The organism is Rhizobacter sp. (assembly GCA_021153565.1).
Lineage (GTDB): Bacteria > Pseudomonadota > Gammaproteobacteria > Burkholderiales > Burkholderiaceae_C > Albitalea.
This window is the reverse complement of the sequence record JAJKJU010000270.1, coordinates 1-15,460: the sequence shown is the minus strand read 5'-3', so window position 1 is coordinate 15,460 and position 15,460 is coordinate 1. Positions and strand designations below refer to the sequence as shown.

Here is a 15,460-nt window from a genome sequence, read left to right as displayed (position 1 = left end):
GAGGGTGAGGTGGGGGCAAACGATTTCACTTTTCTGACCACCCCTCACCCCTGCCCTCTCCCCCGAGGGGGAGAGGGAGCAATTCTCAGCGCTTCAATGCGTCGGCGGGGTTGGCTTCGAGCTGTACCTTTGTAAATCCGGTGATCGCGATGGTCCTGGGGGTGGCGATTGCAGGGGAAGCGGTGACGTCGTTCGAGGGGATGGCGGCGGGCGTGGTGCTGATGGGTGTGGTGCTGATGGGTGTGGTGCTGATGCTGCGCGGCGCCAAGCGCTAGTCACTCCCTCTCCCTCTCCCTCTCCCGGCGAGGGAGAGGGTTGGGGTGAGGGTGAGGTGGGGGCAAACGATTTTCACCATTCTGACCACCCCTCGCCCCTGCCCTCTCCCCCGAGGGAGAGAGGGAGCAATTCTCAGCGCTTCTCTGCGGAAGACCTGATCGCCGACAGCGTCGTCCGGCTCGTGATCACTTCCGGTGACAGCTTCAAGTGCAGCAAGGTCGGCTTGCCGCTTGCAAGTGCCGCAGCAAAGGCCGGCTCGAACTGCTCGGTGGCATCAATCGTCGCCGCACCCCATCCATAAGCCCGGGCCAATGCGGCGAAATCCGGGTTGAACAAATCCGTCCCACTCACTCGCGCCGGATATTCCCGCTCCTGATGCATGCGGATCGTGCCGTAGGTGCCGTTGTCTACCACGATGCTGATGAGCCTCGTCGCGCCATAGGCCGTGGCCGTCGCCAACTCCTGCCCCGTCATCAGGAAGTCGCCGTCCCCTGCGATGTTCACCGCCGTGCGATGCGGATACAACAATGACGCAGCCACCGCCGCCGGCACGCCGTAGCCCATGGCTCCCGATGTCGGCGCGAGCTGGGTCTTGCCGTGCTTCTTGAGTCCCACGTACTGGCAATATCGATGCAGCCACCCGCTGTAGTTGCCTGCACCGTTGGTATAGACCGTGTCCTCAGGTGCGAGGCGCTGTATGGTCTTGACGACCACCGCCATGTCCAGCGGCTCGACCGCGGGCGCGACGAGATTCTCTTCATAGTCGGCACGGGCCCGCTGCGTCCATTCGGACCAGGGCAAGGACATCGGTGGCGCCAAGGTCTCGAGCGCCTTGGCGGCACAAGCCATCGACGCCTGCAACAGCAGATCGGCCGCATACACGCGCCCCAACTCCTCAGGCCCGGAGTGAATGTGGATCAGCTTTTGCACGGGCCGCGGCACTTTCAGCAGCGTGTAGCCGCCGGTCGTCATCTCGCCCAGGCGCGGCCCGATGGCGACGATCAAGTCCGCCTCCTCGATGCGCTTTGCGAGCTTCGGGTTGATGCCGATGCCCACGTCGCCCACATAGTTCGGATGGCGGTTGTCGATGGTGTCCTGGAAGCGGAAGGCGCACCCGACCGGCAGTTGCCAGCCTTCCACGAATCGTTCCAGCGCATTGCACGAGGCTTCATCCCATCCGCTGCCGCCGACGAGGATGAAAGGTCGCTTTGCCTCGAGCAACATAGCCCGCACGTCGCGCAGCGCACCTGGCGCCGGCCAAGCCAACGCAGGTACGACGCGAGGAAGCACTCGCGCATCGGTTTCCTGCGTGAGCATGTCTTCCGGAAGCGACAGCACCACCGGCCCCTGCCGCCCCTGCATTGCCGTATGAAATGCACGGGCGACGTACTCGGGGAGTCGGTCCGGGTCATGCACTTCGCCGACCCACTTTGCCAAACCCAGCGTTCCCGGCCCGAACATCTGGCGGTAGTCGACCTCCTGGAACGCTTCACGGTCGCGCTGATCGCTCGCGACCTGGCCGACGAAGAGAATCATGGGCGTGCTGTCCTGGAACGCAGTGTGCAGACCGATGCTCGCGTTCGTCGCGCCCGGGCCACGCGTCACGAAGCAGATGCCCGGCCGTCCGGTCAGCTTGCCCTGGGCCTCGGCCATGAACGACGCGCCGCCCTCTTGCCGGCATGCGATGAACCGGATGCTGTCGCGGTATTCGTGAAAGCCGTCGAGCACCGCAAGGTAGCTCTCGCCGGGAACTCCGAAGACGGTGTCAACGCCCTGGGCAACGAGAGCCTCGACCAGCGCGTGGCCGGCAAGACGTTTCAAATAGCTTGCAGTCATGATGGGTGCTTGTAGCCCGGTGCAACCCGGGATGGACATGTTCGACCTGCAGCAGTCGAACCCAACTGCGAGTGTGCACGTTCCAGTCCGCGCTTGGCATTAGCAGTGAATTCTCCCCGCCATGCGCGGCTGGCATCCAAACTGCTGATAAAGCATCTAGACTGCCGCCGTTCACACTCTGAAGGCTGTCCGACATGAACAAGCCGACAAAGGTACTGGTCACCCTGGCCCTGCTCGCCGGATTCGGGTCTGCCGTCTGGTTTGCGCTGCGCAGCCAGCGCCATGAGCAGATCGCCCAACAGGAAGCCGTCGAGCAGGCGGCAGAGACGGAACTGACAGGCCTTGTCGCCCTGGATGTCGAAGACTTCCTCAAGGATCCGCGTGTGACCAAGGTGCTCGCGGCCAGCAAGTTGCCGGTGCGCGTCACACGCGTTGGAAGCCGCGACATGGCTTCCAAGCTCGGCACCGCAAAGACTCCAGACTTCCTGTTTCCCTCCGGCGTCGTCGCCGCCAACCAGATCACCGATGCGGCGCGCAAGGCCCATATCACGACGGCACAGTACTCGCCCTTCCACACGCCGATGGTCATTGCGTCCTGGGAGCCGATCGCCAAGATCCTCGTCGACAACGGCATCGCCAAGCAGTTGCAGCCCAAGGTCTATGGCATCGACATGGACAAGCTCACGCAAACCATGATTGCCCGCAAGCGCTGGAAGGATCTGAAAAACGCAGGCGCTTACGACGTGAGCCGCAGCGTGCTGGTGTCGACAACGGACGTGCGGCGAAGCAACTCCGCCGCGATGTACCTCGCGTTGACCAGCATCGCCTTGAACGGCGACATGGTCACCGACCGCGAAACCGCTCGAAAGGCAGCTCACATGCTCGCCGAGTTGTTCAAGCGCCAGGGCTACCAGGAAAGCTATGTCAACGGCAACTTCGACGACTACATCTCGCAAGGTATCGGCAAGACGCCGATGGCGTGGATCTATGAGAACCAGATCGTGAGCCACGCGTTGGCCAAGAAGGGCGTGGGTGCCGACATGGTGCTGATCTACCCGCAGCCGACCATCATCAACAAGGTCGTCTTCATCGCCACCAATGAACGCGCCAAGTCGCTGGGCACTTTGCTGTCGACGAATTCAGATTTGCAAAGCGTCGCTGTGGAATACGGCTTCCGCATTCCAGATGCGGAGCGTTTCGCGCAATCGGTCAAGGCGACGGGGCTGGCCATCGAGCCCAGGTTGTCGAATGTGATCGACCCGCCTTCATTCGAAATCATTGGTGAAATGATCGACGTCGTGACCAAGGAGATGACGCAATGAGATCCCGTTGGCTGGCCTGGGCCGGCATGCTGGTCGTCGTGGGCTTTGTCGGCTGCGGACGCAAGGAAAATTCCCCCGGTCCGGCTGCCGCATCATCCCCTGCTCAGGTCGAAGCGGCCGCGCTCAACGTGCTGGCAACGAGCGACTTGCGCGACATCGAACCTCTGCAGGACATGGTGAGAAAAGCCACCGGCATCACGCTGAAGTTCAAGTTCGGCGGCACGATGGAAAGCACCGAAGCCGTATTGAATGGCAAGACCGATGCCGACGTGGCCTGGTTCGCGAACGCCAAGTACCTGCTGTCGGACATGCAGGGGCAGTCGCGCGTGAAGCTGCAGGAAAAAATCATGCTGTCGCCCATTGCCGTGGGCGTGAGCGAGTCGGCGGCGAAGAAACTTGGCTGGGACAACCCTGCCAAGGCAGCGAAGGTGACGTGGAAGGACATCACCGACGCTGCCAGCAGCGGACAGCTGACCTACGCGCTGTCAAACCCTGCCACGTCCAACCAGGGCTTCATGGCGCTGATGGGCGTGGTGGCCGCTGCAAGCCAGAAGACCGACGGCCTCGGCGCCGCCGACGTCGACCGCGCGGCCATTGCCGCCTTTCTCAAGGGCTACAAGCTGCCCGGCGACAACTCGACCTACCTGTCCGAAAAGTTCATCGAGCAGCAAGGCATTGACGTCAACGCCTTCATCAACTACGAAAGCTGGCTGCTGAGCCTGGGCCAGTCGGGCAAGCTGCGCGAAAAGCTCGTGCTCATGTATCCGCACGAAGGTGTGAGCACGGCGGATTACCCATTGATGCTATTGAACGACGCAAAGCGCGACGATTATCGAAAGGTCGTCGCCTACTTGAAGAGCGAACCCGCACAACTGTGGCTGGCAAAGCAGACCTTGCGCCGGCCTATCGTTCCGGAGGTGGCGGCCAAGGTGGCCGACATCCTGCCCCGCCAGGGCATGCTTGTCGAACTGCCGTTCTCTCCCGACCGCGCACTGGCCGACGGCCTGATAGACGCCTACCTCAACGAATTCCGCAGGCCCATCGCGTCAACCTTCGTGCTCGACACCAGCGGCAGCATGGAGCGCGAGGGGCGCAAGCAGCAGTTGCTGCAGGCCCTGCACTACATCGCCGGCGCCGATCGATCGCTGACGGGCCGCATTGCCAAGCTGACCAACCGCGAACGTTTGTGGATGCAGCCGTTCTCGGACAACCCTTACGGCATGGAGCGTTTCGACATCCCCGGTGGATCATCCTCGGCCAAGGGTGTGCAGATCCAGGAAGACAGCGAGGCCAAGCAGAGAGTACTGACCGACGTGCGCGCCTTCGCCGACGGGCTGCGCATGAATGGTGGCACGGCCCTCTTCGATGCCGTCTTCAAGTCACTGGAACACATGGCCGCGGAAAAGAAGAAGAACCCGGGCTACCAGTATTCGGTGGTGGCCTTCACCGACGGAGAGAACAACCAGGGGCGCACGTTCGCGCAGTTCAAGCACGACTACGCCAACCTGCCCGAAGACGCACGTTCCATTCCGGTCTTCATGGTGCTCTTCGGCGAAGCCAACGAGCACGAACTCGACGAACTCGTGAAGGTGACCGGAGGCAGGCTCTTCGACGCGCGCAAGACGCCGCTCTACAGCGTGTTCAAGGACATACGTGCGTATCAGTGAACGCCTCTTCGGCTTCCTGGGATCGACGCCCAACTGGATCGGACTGGGCATGGCGAGCATCGTGCTCGTGCTCAAGGGCATGGGGCTGGTGGGCACACCGGGGCTGGGGCTTGCGGTGATGGGCTATGTCGCAGGCTTCGTCGCGGCCGGGATGTGGTTCGGGTTTCCGTCGTTCACGGGGCCCGCGTGGGAAGCCCTTCACTTCAGCGACGAAGGCGACGCACGCGAGGCGATGGAGCGTGCGCTGCACGGTGTCCGGGGCCTCACGCAATACAACCCCGAGAACCGGCTTCCCGGCAGCCTGCAGGCGCGCGTGCTCGAGTTGTGCAACGCGCTCGAAGCGCTCTTGCAACAATGGGAGAGGTCACGCGGACGGCTGTCGCTGGAGAATAGTTTCGACGCGCGCCGCATCGCCATCATCTATTTGCCTGAAGCGTTGAATGCCTACCTCTCGATACCTGCGTCTTTCGCGCGCACGAGGTTGCTTGCGAACGGCAAGACTGCGCTCGACACCTTCGATGAAACCATCGTCGAACTCGAAGGCAAGGTATGCGAACTGGCCGACGATCTCGCCTCGCAGGACGCGCAGGCATTTCTCGCACACTCGCAATTCCTCAAGCAAAAGTTTGGCGACAACGAACTGTCGGCTGCCGCCGCGTTGAACCTTCCTTCGGCCAAGGACAAGATCTCATGACACAGACCAACACCTCCAGCGCCAAGCCCGTATTTCAACTGGAGCCGCCTGAGGTCATTACGCCCGTGCCGGCCGATCAAGTGCGCGATGCCGTGCCGCTCAAGCCCGAGGTGGTGCAGGCGGTAGATGAACAAGTGGGGCGTTTTATCGAAGCGCTGATGCACGAAGACCTGCATTCCGACGCCTTCCGAAGCAAACTCGACAGCGCCTTCACGCTGGGGCGCGAAGAGATCTCGACGGCATCAACCATGATGCAGAACCCGTTCATGCAGCGCAACTTCGTCGGCATGGAGGATTCGCCCGCGTACAAGGCCATCGCCGAGATCCGAGGACTGCTCGACGAGTTGAACCCGGGCAAGCAGGGCGATCTGTTGGAGTCGAACAGGCTGCTGGGAATCATCCCTTACGGCAACAAGCTGCAGGCGTACTTTCGCAAGTACCAGAACGCGAGCAGCCAGTTGCAGTCGGCGATCTCGCAGGTGCACGCCGCACGAGATGACATGCAAAAGGACGTGGCGGCCATCGACACGACGCGGGTACAGGTCTGGGAAGCTTTGCAAAAACTCGCTGCTGCTGCGCGCTTCGCGACCACGCTCGACACCAAGCTGGAGAACCGTGTCGATGCATTGCAGGCCACCGACGCGCCCAAGGCGCAGGCGTTGCGGCAGGAGGTGCTGTTCTACGCGCGGCAAAACCTCACCGACATCCAGACACAGCAGGCCGTCACCATCAATGCCTACCTCGCATTGGGTGTGTTGAAGCAGACAGCTCGCGAGATGATTAACGGCTGCTCGCGCGTGCTCACCACCGGCATGAGTGCACTCGCCACTGCGCAGACCGTGGCTCGTGCCACGGGCAACCAGATCAAGGTCATGGAAATGCTGACCGGGGTCAACAGCACCATCGGCGCGCTGATTGCCGAATCAGGCAAGCAGCTCAACCAGCACGTCGAGCAGACGACGAAGTTCGCGGAGAACCCGATGCTGGGCATCGAGCAGATGAAGCAGATGTTCGACCAGGCCTTCCAGGCCATGGACGCGATGGACACCTTCCGCTCGAAGGCCATCGACGTGATGGGGCAGAACAACAAACTCATCCGCGAGCAGATCGAACGCGCGGAATCGTATGTGGATCGGAATCGGCAGAAGCTGGCGCGGGAAGCAACGGGCGGGGCAAACGACGGGCCGGTGAAGATGTGACCCGCCACCCGAAGTGTCGACTCGAGTCGGCACGGGCAGAGAGGCTGAGAGCCTCTCGACGCGTCGAACCTTGAACGCGCTCGCGATCAAGACCGCTTGCACCACTGCAATACCACCTGGGAACGGCATGGCGCCGGATTGCCTCATGAAGGGGGTCAGAAAACCCACCTGCTAACCCACACGGAATACTTGGGGGCCGAAATCGTTGTAGAGCGCACGACAAAAAGGGGCCCCTTCCATTGCTCCCCCGGACCGTGGGAGCTCCGCCAGGGCGATTGCATGAAGGAAACGAGTGAAAATGCGGTATCGGAGCGACTCGAGATTGACCTCGAGAAAAGCAAATAGAGGTCAAAAGACAAGAGAACAGCCGCGCCCGTTACATGAGCTTGCTTCTGACGGCATTGCGTGCGGCCACAGGTAAGGCGGGCAGATGCTTAAGCAAGGAAAGTCCAGCAAGACCAACAGCAATTCCATGTTTCGCCTCGATTTCGAGGGCTCTCCTATACCAGATATTTGGTCATTTCTTCACGCAATCGCCCTGGGAGCTCCGCTAGCCAGAGATGGACGGCCCCTCGTCGTTTCGTGTGCAAGATCGTGTCCGCACGAAAGTGCGGCCCAAATCAGCACTTTGGGTAAAAGGAGTGCAATTGAATTGCAAGACTAGGGCAGAAACATTGTCGCCTCACGTCTATCGGTGAGACCATAAGAACGAATTACTCTTACTCCATAGTGCACTACATTGGTAGAAGATTGACAGCTCAGCCACTTCAATCCATCTTCGGGGGATTTCCATTCGTTTATAACCAAAAACTTACCAGCATCATTAATGCAGGTAAAAATTGACTCCTTGGAAAGCCTCACCTCGGGCTCAATGAGTTCGCCAGCACCACCCGATTTCAGGCTAATCGTAACATATCTCAGCGGGTCGACTTCCGTCAAATCCTGCCTTGAGCAGCGTTCTATTATAGCACCCATACCATCGCCACTCATATAATCTATCTCACCCACGCGCAAATGGTATGCAATCAAAATATCTGTACGCCCTCGTTCTTGGGCGAGGTGATGGAGTGAATGAGTTCGCCAGCGAATAAGCGATTTTTCATCCCTCCAAAGTGAGAATGAGAGCAACTTACCTTCGCTGCCGTTGAGGCGAAATCGCTCATTTTCCAAAAATCCATCGATTTTGACAAGTTCAGACTTCAGATCGCTCGCAATGCCGAGGTATTGATCATACTTGGTAGGATCTGGAGTTACTTCAAAAATTACTGCGAACATATAGATTCCAATCGTTGACTTTTTAATGGTTAATGGATGTTGAAATCAATTCATACGAAGTCCGGCTTTGAGATTACGAGTTCCAAAATTGGTTTTTCCACTCATTCTTTTAGACCATTGCGAGCTCGGAAACCCGAGCATTCAATGAGGCACGAAAACGTACCGGTCGAGCCAATTTAGAAAGGTTCAAGCCCTGTTGCAACAGACAGTTCACGGCAACTGCGCTAATACTGATAGCGATATCCTTTCCAGGACAGCCATGGCTATCGCTGCCAAAAGTGAATAAACTGGGGTTCCTTCGAGACAAATCCATCTCTTCCGGACTAGGATTAACGCTATCGTCCAGGTTCGCGGCGGCCAGTACGACTAAAATTGCAGACCCAGCGCTAATTTTGTTGCCGGCGATGACCGTATCTTCAGCTACAAAGCGCCGCGTATTTTGAATCGGCGCGTGTACCCGCAGCACCTCCTCCAATAGGGCCGGAATCAGTTCAGGCGTGGACGTGATACGTTGCTGCAATTCTGCATAATCCGATAGGCATGCTAACGTATTACCAATCAATCCCGCAGTTGCTTCATAGGTTTGGGTCAGGAACCCGATGCTGTTGGCAATAATTTGCGGCAACTGTATGAACTCATTCTGATTTTCCAACTGTTTGAAACTCTGCAGGAGACTGCCATTGGTCGCCGCCTGGGCGGACAGGTATTGCTCTTGCACGCATGCCCGCAGCTTCGCAGCAGCTTCTTGTCCGACTGCGATTTGCTCCGGCGTACCACCCGGTGCGATGCAACGTATGAAATCACCAACCCACTCTGCAATGCCTGCACTTTTTTCTTCCGGTATCCCAAGCAAATCCGCCATCACTGACACGGGTAAACGGTAGCAGAACGTTGCCATGCCACTGCCGGCCTGCATGGGCTTGATCTCCTCCAGCAGCTTGTTAACCCAGTACTGAGCACGCTGCTCCAGCTTGTCCTTGAGTAGGGTATCAAGGACAGTGTTGACCATCCTCTTCAAGGCAACATGCTTGTCGCGGTCGTTCATGCGCACCAGATTGCCGAAAACATCGGCGGCAGGCGAGTTTCCGAGAACTAGTGGCACAGGTTGATCCAAGGGGCGCACCCGACAGGCAGGGTCGCGCAATACCTGTGCCACGTCTACTGCCTTGAAGGCTATCCATAGCTTGAGTGCGTCGTCATAATGCATACTCCGTTCCGCCAACAGCGTTGCATAATAGGACCAAGGATTGGCGTGTGTAGCCGCTTCCAACGGATTTCCGGGCATAGTCATAGATTCGTTTCCTTCAATTTTGCGAGGCATTATTTATATCAAAATGGCTAGGTCGCGGCAGCTGAAATTCCCGGCGAATTATGTATCACTCATCGCTCAGATGAAAAATTCTTTACCTTGCTCTTCGTTCGCGACATGCCCTGCTTGAAAAAATCCTGATGCACGTGCAGTGATCGCATCAACATGTTGGGAGAAGAAAAAATGATTTCCTTGTAAAATTTCTACAACAATTTTCCGCTCGCTTTCCTGTTGCCAATGCGCCAGCAGTTTCTGGTCCACATGCGGATCATTTGCGCCCGCAAATACAAGTACAGGGTGTGGCAGTGGAATTTCGGACTGGTATTCGTAGCTCGCTACCAAGCTGAAATCGGCCCGAAAAACCGGTAAGAACATATCCAGCAGGCTATCGTCTGCCAACAATTCTTCCGGGAAGCCCTGGTACTCGCGCAGCGCTTCTATGATTTGCACATCACCGAGAGTAGCGAGCCGCCTACCTCGTGCGGTGGGCCAGAACGAAGGAGCAATGCAGCCGGAGACAATCAGTCCTTTCAGCCAGGGCGAGCGGCATCGACGTGCAGTTTCGAAAGCCAGGATCGCGCCGAGACTGTGTCCAAAAAACACGGCAGGCAGGTCGTCAAATCGCCGTGTATCCCGTCCTATTTCGCTCAACAATGGCATGACTTCGACTGCTGTCGGCTCGCCGAGGCGTTCACCGTGTCCGGGCAGTTGCAAGAGCAGCAATTCGGTATGCGAGTCCAATGCCGGCGCAAACTTCATGAACGCGCTGGGGCTGCCCCCTGCATATGGAAAGCAAAACAGCCTACGCCTAGCCTCCCCCCTAGCTGGAACTCTTATCCAGAGTGGTTGATTTTCCGAATGCATCAGATTTACGTCATTCATTCCAGTTTAGTGCTGCCCGCAATGATCATTCTTTGAATTTCCGAAGTGCCTTCATATATTCGCAAGGACCGTATTTCCCGATATAGTCGGGAGGTCACCATTTGTTCGGTCAACCCAGCGGCGCCTAACAGCTGTACTGAATCATCAATAATGTTCTGCGCTGCTTCGGTTGCATACAGTTTTGCCATTGCGGCATTGCGCGACGATCCACCGGACTGGCCAACATCGAATTCCCATGCAGCGCGCACCACTAACAGCGCAGATGCATGGAGTTGCACGTCTATATTTGCAAGTTTGGCTTGCGTCAATTGCATTTGCAATAGTTTGTCATTACCAATTTTCCTGTTCTTGCACCACTGCAAGGCGGCGTTACGCGCACGACGGCTGAAACCAATCGCCGCGGAACCAACTGTAACCCGGTAGAAGTCGAGGATCGCCATCGCGTAGCGAAAGCCGGAGCCGGCCTCGCCAATGATTGTGCTGCGATCCTGTGGGCACGCGTCGAAGGTCATATTGGCACACGCACGAGGAGCAACAAAGTCGATCGGAGAAATCGCAATTTCTCGACGTGCTGGGAGCGGTATGGCGAATAGGCTCAAACCCAGAGGTCCAGGGCCTTCTCCGGTACGTGCGAGTACGCACGCAAAGTCGGCTATGTCGCCATGTGAGACCCAAGCCTTCGTCCCGTTCACGCTGAAGCCATTACCTTCACTTTTTGCTTGACATGCTGCAGTTGACAGATTCGAGCCCAATTCCGGCTCGGATAGTGCGAGGCAGCCAATCAGTTCACCGCTGCGCACGGCGGAAATATAGGTTTGCTTTAATTCGGCATTACCGAACCAATCGATTGCCGAACTTCCCAGGCACTGAATGGCGAACGCGAAGTCAACTAGGTCGTGCAGATAAGCAAACGCCTCACGCATCAAGCACACACTGCGCAAGTCAGGGCGCTTACCACTGTCAGCACCGATGACCCCCTCAAACCATCCATCGCGGGCGAGCATCCGAACATAGCTTTTGCCACGCTCGCGCGGATCGAGCCCGGCATCGGCTTCCTGCAACTGCCAGACCGATGCTACCCACTCCTCGAGCCGCTTAGCGAGAATTCGATGCCGCTCTTCGTAGAGCGGCAAGTCAAGAATGCTGGCATCGAAAATATTCATCGTGCTCGCGGCGCAGCGCAGGTTGACCAATGCCGAAATGGAAACTTACATCAAGCCCCGTTCCGAAAAGTCGGCAAAAATTTTCGATCCTCAAGCTCGGTAGCAACAAGGCTTCAGACCTGATCCGTCACACCCGCGTGTTCGGGAGTAGGTAGAAGTCGCGCCCAATCGAGGCGCAGCTCCTGGACGTAGTGGACCGGCTTGCCGGCATGGGTAGCAAAAAGCATTTTCAAGAGAACGGGAACGTGAACGTCGGAAAGCTGTTCGGCGCGCTCGATTCCAGCCTCAAGAATGACGAAGTCCACGTCGATCCGGTGTTGCTTGCAGCAGTGCGCCGAGGGGTCGAAGCCGGGCTGCTGGACAAAGCCCTCGGCATCCATCGCCAGGTCGATGGGTACGTGAAGTAAACGGCGGGTCGCTCGACTCCGTGCTGCAAGCCGCCACGTGGCCCATGCGAAATGCGTGAGCACCTATCCCACCTTAGATTTCGGGTGCATTGTGGCGCGTCGTTGCAAGCGGGGCTCGCGGCCAAATCCTGATGCGTAGACCACCGGCACTGGCTCGCCATCCTTCAGATCGTAAAGGCCGAAGCGGCTGAGCTTCGTGCTCGACTTCGCCTACTCTACGGGCTGGAGGATCAGTCGGCGCGACGCTGAGGCCGACGTTCACGGCGACACTGGTTGCACTTTGGTCCTAGCGCCGGATCGTACGCGATTGCCAAAGGCTCACTCGGCGGTCGATGCGCGCGCACTGCCCGCATGTCGCTGCGTCGTCCCGAAGTTCCGAATCAAGCAGGCATTAGCAAGGTCCGCCGGACGCGTCGCACGTTGAATGCGCTCACGATCAACACCGCTTGCACCACTGCAATACCCAGCCAGACCTGCGCTGGCCGATGCAAATCCATCAGGGTGCCGAACATCAGCGGTGCCACTGCCTGCCCGATGTCGAGTCCCGAATAGACCACGCCATACACACGCCCCGTTGCGCCATCGGGCGCCGAGCGCTTGACGATCAAGTCGCGTGACGGCCCGGCAACGCCAGCGCAGACTCCCATCGCGCCGAACAACAGCGGCACGGCCATCGCCGCCAGGTCGGCATAGCCCACGACAAGCGCGAGGGCTGCAGACATGCCGAAGCCCGCGCCGACGATGCGTTCGCACCGTGTCGGGTCCGAGGCGAGAAAGCCGCCCACGGCCATGCCGCATGCGCTGCACACCATGAAGATCGTGAGGCACATCGCGGCCGCGTGCGTCGGCACATCGTGCAGCAATCGCGCCGCCTCGGGCGCAAATGCCTGCACGCCGCTCAAGGACATCGCATAGAAAAAGAAGAAGGCAAAACACATCCACACCGCAGGGATCTTCATGAAATTGAACTTGCCTTCGGGCTGCTCGACGTGCGTCGCGGACTTGGCAACAGGCATCACGTCGAGCGCCAGCTCGCGACGCCAGAACCACACCATCGCCAGCACCGCGAGCGCCAGTGCCCCAGCGCAAACCAGCGCCACACGCCACGAATAGGCAAGAGTCAAGGGCACCAGCATCGCCGGCGCCAGCGCCCAGCCCAAGCTGCCAGTGATGCCGTGCACGCTGAAGGCATGCCCAAGCCGCGACTGGTGCACCTTGCGGTTGAGCAGCGTGTAGTCGACCGGATGAAACACGCCATTGCCAGCACCTGCAACAACGGAGAAGAAGGCCAGCACCCCGTAGCTTGGGCTGGCTGCAAACCCGAAGGCCGCGATGGCCAGCAGGCCCAGACCGCCAAAGAGAACAGGCCGCGGCCCGAATCGGTCGACGACGAATCCAGACATCGCCTGCACGGCACACGACACGACGAAGAAGATCGCCATCAACAGGCCGAGCTCGGCGTAGCTCACCGCAAACTCCTCCTTGAGCCACGGGAAGAGCGGCGCCAGAAGCAACTGGCTGAAGTGACTGACGCTGTGGGCCAAGCCGACGAGACCGATGACTTTGACGTCGCGGCGAATGTCGCCAGCGGGAGGACGGGACGTGAAGGTTGTGCTGTTCATGGGTCCGATGGTAGGCACTCAAGTCATTGCAGGTTGACTCGGTGGGTGCGCCACCCAGCGAATTCTCTGTCTAACCGCCGGTTACTGGTGGGCCGACTTTCCCAGTCGTGCACACCCCCGACTTGAGTGGGTGCAACGGCCGGTTTCAGCTCGGAGCGCTGCATCTCGCCCTCCATGCCATAGACTGGTACAGCACCATGCTGAAACGAGTTTGGTTCGGCATCGCCGCGCCGGTACGCCAGGAGAATTCATGCTCACATCGCTATTCGGTGATCTGGGTCCGCCCCGGGACCTATCGAAAACGGTCCGCAAGGAAGCCGAATCGCCCGACCACGGTTTCGCAGCCACAGCCATCCTCGAGAGCATGGCCACCGAGGTCAACGACCATGGCAAGATGGTCGACCGTTACCAGCACGACCTGGTGGTCAGCGGCTCTCCTGCCCAAGCGATCCGCGAGCATTTCGCCACCACCCGCGCCGACCTCGAAACCGCAAGTCGCCTCATCACCCTGCTCGACCCTGTGGGCTTCTGGGCATCGGCCGTCATCAAGGCCTTGTCGGATGCAGGCGGCCGACCGATCGAGCGTCTTCATCTGCGCGAGCAGACCACGCTGCGCACGCTGGCCACGATCGAGCGCACCACGCTCGTGCGCCGGCATGAAGAAGCCCTCAAGATCTATCACGCCGATGTGCGTGCACCGGGTCGCGACAACGCCGAGATTCCGATTGCGCTGATGGAGCGCAGCCACATGACAACTGTGGTCATCGGCCCCATGCAGCCGCATGCTATCGACGGGCTCCTCTTATCCTTGCACGAGGCCACATCGCTACCCACCTGGCGGTGCCCCAACATCCTCTTCATGCTGGCCGCCAACGCGGCCTGGATTGCCAAAAAGATCAGCGCGGTGCCATGGCCGACGCGGCTTCACGTTCACGTGCTCAACGAATCGCTCACCAGCGCTTCGTCGGTCTGGAACGCGATGCTGGGCATGTGGAACCACGTGAAGACGCAACCCGCCTGGGAGCCGCCTGATTCGGCATTGGACGTGTCGGAGTATCCGATCAAGGTGGCGGACTTGCAGCCTTCCGATTCGAGCGGATCGTTGTCCGTGACGACGTCAGTCGCGCCCGGGTTGCGAACCGGCACTCCTGTAGCGCCCGGCCTGCGCACGAGCAGCAAGCCCGTGATGCGCGTAAGCCACCATTCACTCGACGCGGCAAAGGCACGCGATGCCCTGGCCGAGATGCTCGCGATCGACGGCATGATCGGTTGTGCGGTGGTCGACGGCATGACCGGGCTGGTTCTGGCCCGCGAAAGCTGCGAAGACCAGCCTGCGGACCTGGACCTGTCTGCTGCAGCGAGCGCCCAAGTGTTGCGCGCGCATCGGCTTGCGGCACGCAACATGGGCTTGTCGGAAAACATCGACGAGGTCATGGTCAGCGCCGGGCCGAGACAGCAGGTGCTGCGCACCGTGTCGCGGCACCCCGATCTGTTCCTCCTGGCCCTGTTGGACACGCAGCGGGCAAATCTGGCTTTGGCGCGCTACAAGCTGATGGGGGTCGAAAAGGGCCTTTTGTAGAGTGGTCAATCGCCGGTGGCGTGAAGACAGGCTTGTCCTATGCCACTCTCAAGCACGTGGCTTCAACACGCCTGTCGAACAAGCCCACCCTTCAAGTGGTCCCGCCTAGTGTCGCGTCAAGCCACAAATGTCGGTTGATCGCGCCGCTGTCGGAGCGCAGTGCAAGGCGCGCCGACGAGTCATAGCCGTCGCTATGGCGAGGAGGCGCAACGCCGCAATGCGCTTCGAG

The 15,460-nt window shown here is 59.3% G+C and carries 13 protein-coding genes; 6 read left to right on the top strand and 7 right to left on the bottom strand.

The annotated features are described in order from the left end of the window. The first annotated feature begins 140 nt into the window (after positions 1–140). Positions 141–275: a hypothetical protein gene (locus AC30NL_RS17455; RefSeq protein ID WP_489465261.1), complete on the top strand. Its 135-nt coding sequence runs from the start codon at positions 141–143 to the stop codon at positions 273–275. 133 nt (positions 276–408) lie between these two features. On the opposite strand, the gene AC30NL_RS17450 is transcribed toward AC30NL_RS17455, so the two are convergent. Next, positions 409–2,112 (bottom strand): thiamine pyrophosphate-binding protein, encoded by a 1,704-nt coding sequence (locus AC30NL_RS17450; RefSeq protein ID WP_489465260.1) that lies wholly within the window; start codon positions 2,110–2,112, stop codon positions 409–411. 194 nt (positions 2,113–2,306) lie between these two features. On the opposite strand from AC30NL_RS17450, the gene AC30NL_RS17445 reads away from it, so the two are divergent. The 4 genes from AC30NL_RS17445 to AC30NL_RS17430 are packed head-to-tail and all read left to right on the top strand — an operon-like array spanning position 2,307 to position 6,994. Beyond that, a complete protein-coding gene (locus tag AC30NL_RS17445; protein ID WP_489465259.1) occupies positions 2,307–3,434 on the top strand; it encodes a hypothetical protein in 1,128 nt (375 codons plus the stop codon). Beyond that, positions 3,431–5,101: a vWA domain-containing protein gene (locus AC30NL_RS17440; RefSeq protein ID WP_489465258.1), complete on the top strand. Its 1,671-nt coding sequence runs from the start codon at positions 3,431–3,433 to the stop codon at positions 5,099–5,101. Before AC30NL_RS17445 ends, AC30NL_RS17440 begins: the two co-directional genes overlap by 4 nt. After that, complete coding sequence (locus AC30NL_RS17435; protein ID WP_489465257.1) at positions 5,088–5,795, top strand: hypothetical protein; 708 nt, start codon at positions 5,088–5,090, stop codon at positions 5,793–5,795. The genes AC30NL_RS17440 and AC30NL_RS17435 overlap by 14 nt, the downstream gene beginning before the upstream one ends. Next, entirely contained in the window at positions 5,792–6,994 is a 1,203-nt protein-coding gene (locus tag AC30NL_RS17430; protein ID WP_489465256.1) for a toxic anion resistance protein, read from the top strand. The genes AC30NL_RS17435 and AC30NL_RS17430 overlap by 4 nt, the downstream gene beginning before the upstream one ends. A 660-nt stretch (positions 6,995–7,654) precedes the next feature. Here AC30NL_RS17430 and AC30NL_RS17425 read toward each other — a convergent pair. The 6 genes from AC30NL_RS17425 to AC30NL_RS17400 form a co-directional block, all read right to left on the bottom strand. Continuing rightward, entirely contained in the window at positions 7,655–8,269 is a 615-nt protein-coding gene (locus AC30NL_RS17425) for an antibiotic biosynthesis monooxygenase family protein (protein ID WP_489465255.1), read from the bottom strand. A 109-nt stretch (positions 8,270–8,378) separates the two neighbouring features. Next, complete coding sequence (locus AC30NL_RS17420; protein ID WP_489465254.1) at positions 8,379–9,560, bottom strand: cytochrome P450; 1,182 nt, start codon at positions 9,558–9,560, stop codon at positions 8,379–8,381. A gap of 96 nt (positions 9,561–9,656) precedes the next feature. Continuing rightward, a complete protein-coding gene (locus AC30NL_RS17415) occupies positions 9,657–10,442 on the bottom strand; it encodes a thioesterase II family protein (protein WP_489465262.1) in 786 nt (261 codons plus the stop codon). A gap of 14 nt (positions 10,443–10,456) precedes the next feature. Further along, complete coding sequence (locus tag AC30NL_RS17410) at positions 10,457–11,653, bottom strand: acyl-CoA dehydrogenase family protein (RefSeq protein WP_489465253.1); 1,197 nt, start codon at positions 11,651–11,653, stop codon at positions 10,457–10,459. Positions 11,654–11,736: 83 nt separating this feature from the next. Then, entirely contained in the window at positions 11,737–12,003 is a 267-nt protein-coding gene (locus AC30NL_RS17405) for a hypothetical protein (RefSeq protein ID WP_489465252.1), read from the bottom strand. 407 nt (positions 12,004–12,410) lie between these two features. After that, positions 12,411–13,652 (bottom strand): MFS transporter, encoded by a 1,242-nt coding sequence (locus AC30NL_RS17400; protein WP_489465251.1) that lies wholly within the window; start codon positions 13,650–13,652, stop codon positions 12,411–12,413. Between the two features lie 250 nt (positions 13,653–13,902). On the opposite strand from AC30NL_RS17400, the gene AC30NL_RS17395 reads away from it, so the two are divergent. Then, on the top strand, positions 13,903–15,231 hold the full coding sequence (locus tag AC30NL_RS17395; protein ID WP_489465250.1) for a roadblock/LC7 domain-containing protein: 1,329 nt from the start codon (positions 13,903–13,905) through the stop codon (positions 15,229–15,231). The last annotated feature ends 229 nt before the right edge of the window (positions 15,232–15,460 follow it).

Excerpts from the sequence above, each read along its gene's own strand:
- AC30NL_RS17400 (WP_489465251.1), bottom strand. The coding sequence starts at position 13,652 with ATGAACAGCACAACCTTCACGTCCCGTCCTCCCGCTGGCGACATTCGC.
- AC30NL_RS17405 (WP_489465252.1), bottom strand. The coding sequence starts at position 12,003 with ATGGATGCCGAGGGCTTTGTCCAGCAGCCCGGCTTCGACCCCTCGGCG.
- AC30NL_RS17450 (WP_489465260.1), bottom strand. The coding sequence starts at position 2,112 with ATGACTGCAAGCTATTTGAAACGTCTTGCCGGCCACGCGCTGGTCGAG.
- AC30NL_RS17395 (WP_489465250.1), top strand. The coding sequence starts at position 13,903 with ATGCTCACATCGCTATTCGGTGATCTGGGTCCGCCCCGGGACCTATCG.
- AC30NL_RS17420 (WP_489465254.1), bottom strand. The coding sequence starts at position 9,560 with ATGACTATGCCCGGAAATCCGTTGGAAGCGGCTACACACGCCAATCCT.
- AC30NL_RS17445 (WP_489465259.1), top strand. The coding sequence starts at position 2,307 with ATGAACAAGCCGACAAAGGTACTGGTCACCCTGGCCCTGCTCGCCGGA.
- AC30NL_RS17430 (WP_489465256.1), top strand. The coding sequence starts at position 5,792 with ATGACACAGACCAACACCTCCAGCGCCAAGCCCGTATTTCAACTGGAG.
- AC30NL_RS17425 (WP_489465255.1), bottom strand. The coding sequence starts at position 8,269 with ATGTTCGCAGTAATTTTTGAAGTAACTCCAGATCCTACCAAGTATGAT.
- AC30NL_RS17440 (WP_489465258.1), top strand. The coding sequence starts at position 3,431 with ATGAGATCCCGTTGGCTGGCCTGGGCCGGCATGCTGGTCGTCGTGGGC.
- AC30NL_RS17415 (WP_489465262.1), bottom strand. The coding sequence starts at position 10,442 with ATGCATTCGGAAAATCAACCACTCTGGATAAGAGTTCCAGCTAGGGGG.